The organism is Luteimonas changyuni (assembly GCF_039548395.1).
Lineage (GTDB): Bacteria > Pseudomonadota > Gammaproteobacteria > Xanthomonadales > Xanthomonadaceae > Luteimonas.
Genome location: NZ_JBCLUZ010000058.1, coordinates 1 through 6,115, shown reverse-complemented (window position 1 = coordinate 6,115; position 6,115 = coordinate 1). Strand labels below are relative to the sequence as shown.

5 protein-coding genes are annotated in these 6,115 nt (G+C 68.5%); 2 read left to right on the top strand and 3 right to left on the bottom strand.

Annotated elements, in window-relative coordinates; translation table 11 throughout:
* Positions 1-188: 188 nt before the first annotated feature.
* From WCD84_RS14260 to WCD84_RS14250, 3 genes are all read right to left on the bottom strand, one after another.
* On the bottom strand, positions 189-800 hold the full coding sequence (locus WCD84_RS14260; protein WP_343281793.1) for a glutathione S-transferase family protein: 612 nt from the start codon (positions 798-800) through the stop codon (positions 189-191).
* A gap of 111 nt (positions 801-911) precedes the next feature.
* Positions 912-1,367 carry a cell wall hydrolase gene (locus tag WCD84_RS14255; RefSeq protein WP_343256215.1) on the bottom strand — a complete coding sequence of 152 codons (456 nt, stop codon included), beginning with the start codon at positions 1,365-1,367 and terminating at the stop codon, positions 912-914.
* Positions 1,368-1,639: 272 nt separating this feature from the next.
* A complete protein-coding gene (locus WCD84_RS14250; protein ID WP_343256216.1) occupies positions 1,640-3,664 on the bottom strand; it encodes an NADPH-dependent 2,4-dienoyl-CoA reductase in 2,025 nt (674 codons plus the stop codon).
* A gap of 236 nt (positions 3,665-3,900) precedes the next feature.
* Between WCD84_RS14250 and WCD84_RS14245 the strand changes: the two genes are divergently transcribed.
* On the top strand, positions 3,901-4,989 hold the full coding sequence (locus WCD84_RS14245) for an OmpA family protein (RefSeq protein ID WP_343281794.1): 1,089 nt from the start codon (positions 3,901-3,903) through the stop codon (positions 4,987-4,989).
* Between the two features lie 185 nt (positions 4,990-5,174).
* Positions 5,175-6,115: OmpA family protein (locus WCD84_RS14240; protein WP_343281792.1), on the top strand; the 941-nt coding region annotated here is incomplete at its 3' end.

The following is a 6,115-nucleotide window of genomic DNA, read 5'->3' as shown; positions in this document are numbered from 1 at the left end:
GAGGCAGGGGGGATGCCCAGCCGGAATATGCGCATCCTGCTCCCAGTTCCGGCCGCCGGCCATCCATGGCCGGCTCTGGGCATCCCCCCTGCCTCCACGGCGGGCAGCGCGCACCCTCCCGAAGCAATCACCCGCAAGCTCCACGCAATCGGGAGAAGAACCTTTCTTTGTGCCGGAGATGGGGCCGCCTACTCCAGTCCCTCGGCCTGCAGCGCGGCGCGTACGCCCGGCTCGGCCTCCATCCGCGCCTTGTAGGCGGCGATGTTGTCCAGCCCGGACATGTCCAGGCCGGTCCCGTGCGCCCAGCGCACCGTCATATAGAAGTAGGGGTCGGCGAAGCTGCGGAATCCGGCCAGCCAGTCCCTGCCTGACAGGCGCTTGTCGGCGGTTTCCATGAGCTTGCGCACCGCCGTCCTGGCCGTGGCCTTGACTGCATCGTGCTGCGCTTCGTCGCCGATGTAGCGCGACGGCCGGAAGATCGGCTTGAAGGCCGGGTGCAGATCCGAGTTGACGAAGGCGAGCCAGCGCGTTGCTTCCGCGCGCTGGCGCGGCGAGCCGTCGCCCGCCAAGCCGGCCTGCGGATGGATGTCGGCGATGTAGCCCATGATCGCGGCGTTCTGGGTGAGCACGAAGTCGCCGTCGACCAGCGCCGGCACCGCGCCGGCGGGATTGATGGCAAGGAAGGCCGGTGCCTTCATCGAGTCGCCGTCGAGGATGACCACCTCATAGGGAGCGCCGGTCCACTCCAGCGCCATGTGGACGGCGGTCGAGCAGGCGCCCGGCTTCGAATACAGCTTCATGTACGGCTCCGCGGTGGGTAGGCCGTCATCATCCGCGCAGCGGGCGGCCCGCTCAAGGCCGGGCCAGGGGTGCAGGCGGCTGCGCTGAGTGCAGTCCTGCGGACCCCCGGGTCACGACCTGGGCTTGAGGCTCTGCACGCGCAGGAAGGTGTGGTCGCCGATGGTCGCCACCTGGTAGGCGTTGCGCCAGCTCGGGCTGGCGATGGCATGTGCCAGGAAGTGGCTGGCACCGGGCACGACTTCCTTGCGTTCACCGGCCGGCAGCGCCCAGTTGCTCTGGGACTCGAGCGCGATGGTCACGGCCTGCGACCAGGCTTCGGTATTGGTCAGGCGCGTGTTCGGCGAGACGATGGTCGGCGCGAACTGCTTGCGCGCGGTGACCACGTCGCAGACCGAATCCCCCCACAGGCCGCTGTCGGCGCGGCGCAGGGCGACCTCGGCCACGGCATGCTGGCCGAGGACGGACTGGTCGCGGGCTTCGAGGTACAGCGTGGTGCTGAGGCAGAGCGAATCTGCGGCCGGTGGCGGCATGATCGATGCCAACCACAGGATCCAGGCGAGTTTCATGGCGGCTCCTTGCTCCGTTGCGCCGCCCGCACGGCTTTGGCGCCGGATCCCTGGGTGGGTCCGGGCACCGCAGTGCGGATCGGCCTGGCGTGTTGGGGAGGGCGGCGGCACTCTGTGGCGCTTTGCTGCCCGGGCGCGAAACCCGCGGGAGTGCGGGTCGTGCCGGTTCCGCCGAAGTGGCGACGGAGAAAGTGCGCGCAAGGTACTGCCGGTTTTCGCAATCCCAGCTGAACAGGGGGTCGGCAGCCGGCTGCGAAAGGCCCGGAAATCCCTCAAAGCGCAGCGGCGAGTCGGCTCCCCTGGTCGATCGCGCGCTTGGCGTCGAGCTCGGCGGCGACGTCCGCGCCGCCGATCACGTGCAGCTCCATGTCATGCCCGGCGAGCGCGTCGACCAGCGCCCGCTGCGGCTCCTGCCCGGCACAGACGACCACATGGTCGACGTCGAGCACCTGTTCGACGCCGTCGATGGCCACGTGCAAGCCGGCATCGTCCACGCGGTGGTACTCGACCCCGCCCGTCATGCGTACGCCCCTGGCCTTGAGTGTCGCCCGGTGGGTCCAGCCGGTCGTCTTGCCCAGTCTCGCGCCTGGACGCCCTGCGCTGCGCTGCAGAAGCCACACCTCGCGCGCCGGCGGTTCGGGCCGCGGGGGCTGCAGGCCGCCAGGCGTGGCGGACGCGGGATCGACGCCCCATTCCTCCATCCAGCGGACCGGATCCAGGCTGGTCGAAGGCCCGTCATGGACCAGGAACCCGGCAACGTCGAAGCCGATCCCTCCGGCGCCGATGATCGCCACCTTCCGGCCGGGGCTGACGTTGCCGAGCAGCACGTCGGTGTAGCCCACCACGCGAGGATGGTCGTGGCCTTCGAACTGCGCCGCGCGCGGAACCACGCCGGTGGCCAGCACCACGGCATCGAAGCCGGCCAGCAGCTGCGGCGTCGCACGGGTGCCCAGGCGCAGGTCGACGCCGGTTTCGCGCAGTTGCAGCCGGTAATAGCGCAGGGTCTCTTCGAACTCCTCCTTGCCCGGTATCCGCCGCGCCAGGTTGAACTGGCCGCCAATCGCATCGCCGGCCTCGAACAGCGTCACGGCATGGCCACGCCCGGCCGCCACCGTGGCGCAGGCCAGGCCCGCCGGCCCTGCGCCGACCACCGCGATCCGCCGTGGCGCGGTGGTCGGGGGATAGACCAGCTCGGTTTCATGGCAGGCGCGGGGGTTCACGAGACAGCTCGCGCGGCGATTCTGGAACACGTGGTCCAGGCAGGCCTGGTTGCACGCAATGCAGGTGTTGATCGCATCCGCGCGGCCGGCGGCGGCTTTCGCCACCCAGTCCGGATCGGCCAGCAGCGGGCGTGCCATCGACACCATGTCCGCCTGCCCGGTGGCGAGGATCGACTCGGCGATATCGGGCATGTTGATCCGGTTGCTCGCCACCAGCGGCACCGAGACCTCGGGCATGAGGCGGGCGGTGACCCCGGCAAAGGCGGCCCTGGGCACCGAGGTGGTGATGGTCGGAACCCGCGCTTCGTGCCAGCCGATCCCGGTATTGATGATGCTCGCGCCGGCTGCCTCGACCGCGCGCGCCTGGGCCACGATCGCCGGCCAGTCGTTGCCGTCCTCGACCAGGTCGAGCATCGACAGGCGGTAGATGATGATGAAGTCCGGCCCGCAGGCCTCGCGCACGCGGCGCACGGTTTCCACGGCGAAACGCATGCGGTTCTCGACGCTGCCGCCCCAGCGGTCGTCGCGCCGGTTGGTGCGCGCGACCGTGAACTGGTTCAGCAGGTAGCCCTCCGAGCCCATGATCTCGACGCCGTCGTAGCCGGCTTCGCGCCCGAGCCGCGCGGCGTGGGCGAAGGCGTCGATCTGGCGTTCCACGCCGCGCGCGGACAGCGCCCGGGGACGGAACGGATTGATGGGTGCCTTCAGCGCCGACGCCGACACCGACAGCGGGTGGTAGGCGTAGCGCCCGGCGTGCAGCAGCTGCAGGCAGATGCGCGAGTCATGGGCATGGACCGCATCGGTGACCTGCCGGTGCCGCGCCACTTCCGCGCGCCGCGTGAGCTTGCCGGCGAAAGGCTTCAGCCAGCCGCTCAGGCTGGGGGCAAAGCCGCCGGTGACCATCAGTCCGACGCCTCCGGCGGCGCGCTCGGCGAAGTAGGCGGCGAGCCTGGGGAAGTCGCGCCGCCGGTCTTCCAGCCCGGTGTGCATCGAACCCATCAGCACGCGGTTGCGCAGGGTGGTGAACCCAAGGTCGATGGGCGAAAGAAGATGCGGGTACGGAGATGCGGTGGTCATTCACATTCGCCGGCGTACGGGATCGGTCACGATGCGGGCTTGCGACATCCGCGGCAAGGGGCCGGCTTGGCCGCGCCGGCCGAGTTGTTAGAGTGGGGTTAACGCCACCTTCACATCTTCAAACCTAACCTGCACTCCGATGGCGGCCCGGGAGGCGGCCGTCGTGCCCCACAACTCGAGTGATGCGGTTCCGGCGCGGCCGGATTCCGTGCACCTTTCCAAGGAGCGACACCATGATGAACAAGAAGTTGCTGTGCGCAGCCCTGCTGGCTGGCTTGGGCGTCGCCCCCGCCGCCTTCGCCCAGGATTTCGACGACCGCTGGTACCTGACCGGTGGCGCCGGCTTCAACCTGCAGGACAATGACCGCGGTACGCGCGATGCGCCGTTCGCAACGCTTGGCTTCGGCAAGTTCATTGCCCCGGCGTGGTCGCTGGATGCGGAGCTGAACTACCAGAACCCGAACAACGACGCGAACCAGGACCTGAACTGGAGCCAGTACGGCATTTCGCTGGACCTGCGTCGCCACTTCCTGGCCGAAGGCCGCAACTGGGCGCCTTACGTGCTGATGGGCGTGGGCTACCAGCGTTCGGAAGAAGAATACGACGCGTTCCCGAGCCCGGTTTCGCCGGGTGAGCGCGAAGACGGCAACTTCGCCGCCAAGGTTGGCGTGGGTGCGCAGGGCGGCACGGGTCGGGTCAAGATCCGCACCGAGCTGGCCTACCGTGCCGACTTCGACGACACCAGCGTCAGCGCCCCCAGCGAAGACTGGTTCGGCGACGTGCTGGCTTCGGTTGGCGTCGTGATTCCGCTGGGTCCGGAGCCGACCGCCCCGGTGGCCCCGGCGCCGGTGGCCCCGAGCTGCGCGGACATGGACAGCGACGGTGACGGCGTGAACGATTGCGACGACCGCTGCCCGGATTCGCAGCCTGGCCAGACGATCGGTCCGGACGGCTGCCCGGTGCCGGTGTCGATCGACCTGAAGGGCGTGAACTTCGACTTCGACAAGTCGACGCTGCGTCCCGACGCGGTGTCGATCCTCAACGAGGCGATCGAGATCCTGAAGCGCTACCCGGAGCTGAAGGTCGAAGTGGCTGGCCACACCGACTCGAAGGGCACCGACGCGTACAACCAGTCGCTGTCGGAGCGCCGCGCGACCGCGGTGTACGACTACCTGGCTTCGAACGGCATCGATTCGTCGCGCATGGTGGGTCCGACCGGTTACGGCGAGAGCCGCCCGATCGCGCCGAACACCAATGACGACGGCTCGGACAACCCGGACGGCCGCGCGCGCAACCGCCGCACGGAGCTGAACGTCCAGAACTGAGGACGTCGGCACAGGTGACACCACGGAGCCCGGCCTTGTGCCGGGCTTCGTTTTAATGGATGGTTAACATCTGCCTGAATTGTGTATCATTACGCCGCGACTGGCAGGTTGGGCGGGCCGGTGGCCTGGCCCCGCACGCCCTCCGCCTTCCCCCGATTCATTCCTGATTGGTTTAGGAGCAAATTATGAAAATTCGCGTGTTGAGCACTGCCCTTCTGGCAGGTCTGGTTTTCTCGCAGGTAGCTTCCGCCCAGGATTTCGACGATCGCTGGTACCTGACCGGTGGCGCCGGCTTCAACCTGCAGGACAATGACCGCGGTACGCGCGATGCGCCGTTCGCAACGCTTGGCTTCGGCAAGTTCATTGCCCCGGCGTGGTCGCTGGATGCGGAGCTGAACTACCAGAACCCGAACAACGACGCGAACCAGGACCTGAACTGGAGCCAGTACGGCATTTCGCTGGACCTGCGTCGCCACTTCCTGGCCGAAGGCCGCAACTGGGCGCCTTACGTGCTGATGGGCGTGGGCTACCAGCGTTCGGAAGAAGAATACGACGCGTTCCCGAGCCCGGTTTCGCCGGGTGAGCGCGAAGACGGCAACTTCGCCGCCAAGGTTGGCGTGGGTGCGCAGGGCGGCACGGGTCGGGTCAAGATCCGCACCGAGCTGGCCTACCGTGCCGACTTCGACGACACCAGCGTCAGCGCCCCCAGCGAAGACTGGTTCGGCGACGTGCTGGCTTCGGTTGGCGTCGTGATTCCGCTGGGTCCGGAGCCGACCGCCCCGGTGGCCCCGGCGCCGGTGGCCCCGAGCTGCGCGGACATGGACAGCGACGGTGACGGCGTGAACGATTGCGACGACCGCTGCCCGGATTCGCAGCCTGGCCAGACGATCGGTCCGGACGGCTGCCCGGTGCCGGTGTCGATCGACCTGAAGGGCGTGAACTTCGACTTCGACAAGTCGACGCTGCGTCCCGACGCGGTGTCGATCCTCAACGAGGCGATCGAGATCCTGAAGCGCTACCCGGAGCTGAAGGTCGAAGTGGCTGGCCACACCGACTCGAAGGGCACCGACGCGTACAACCAGTCGCTGTCGGAGCGCCGCGCGACCGCGGTGTACGACTACCTGGC

What these genes read in the sequence shown, in the direction of transcription:
- WCD84_RS14260 (WP_343281793.1), bottom strand. Translation starts at nt 800, where the DNA reads ATGAAGCTGTATTCGAAGCCGGGCGCCTGCTCGACCGCCGTCCACATG.
- WCD84_RS14255 (WP_343256215.1), bottom strand. Translation starts at nt 1,367, where the DNA reads ATGAAACTCGCCTGGATCCTGTGGTTGGCATCGATCATGCCGCCACCG.
- WCD84_RS14250 (WP_343256216.1), bottom strand. Translation starts at nt 3,664, where the DNA reads ATGACCACCGCATCTCCGTACCCGCATCTTCTTTCGCCCATCGACCTT.
- WCD84_RS14245 (WP_343281794.1), top strand. Translation starts at nt 3,901, where the DNA reads ATGAACAAGAAGTTGCTGTGCGCAGCCCTGCTGGCTGGCTTGGGCGTC.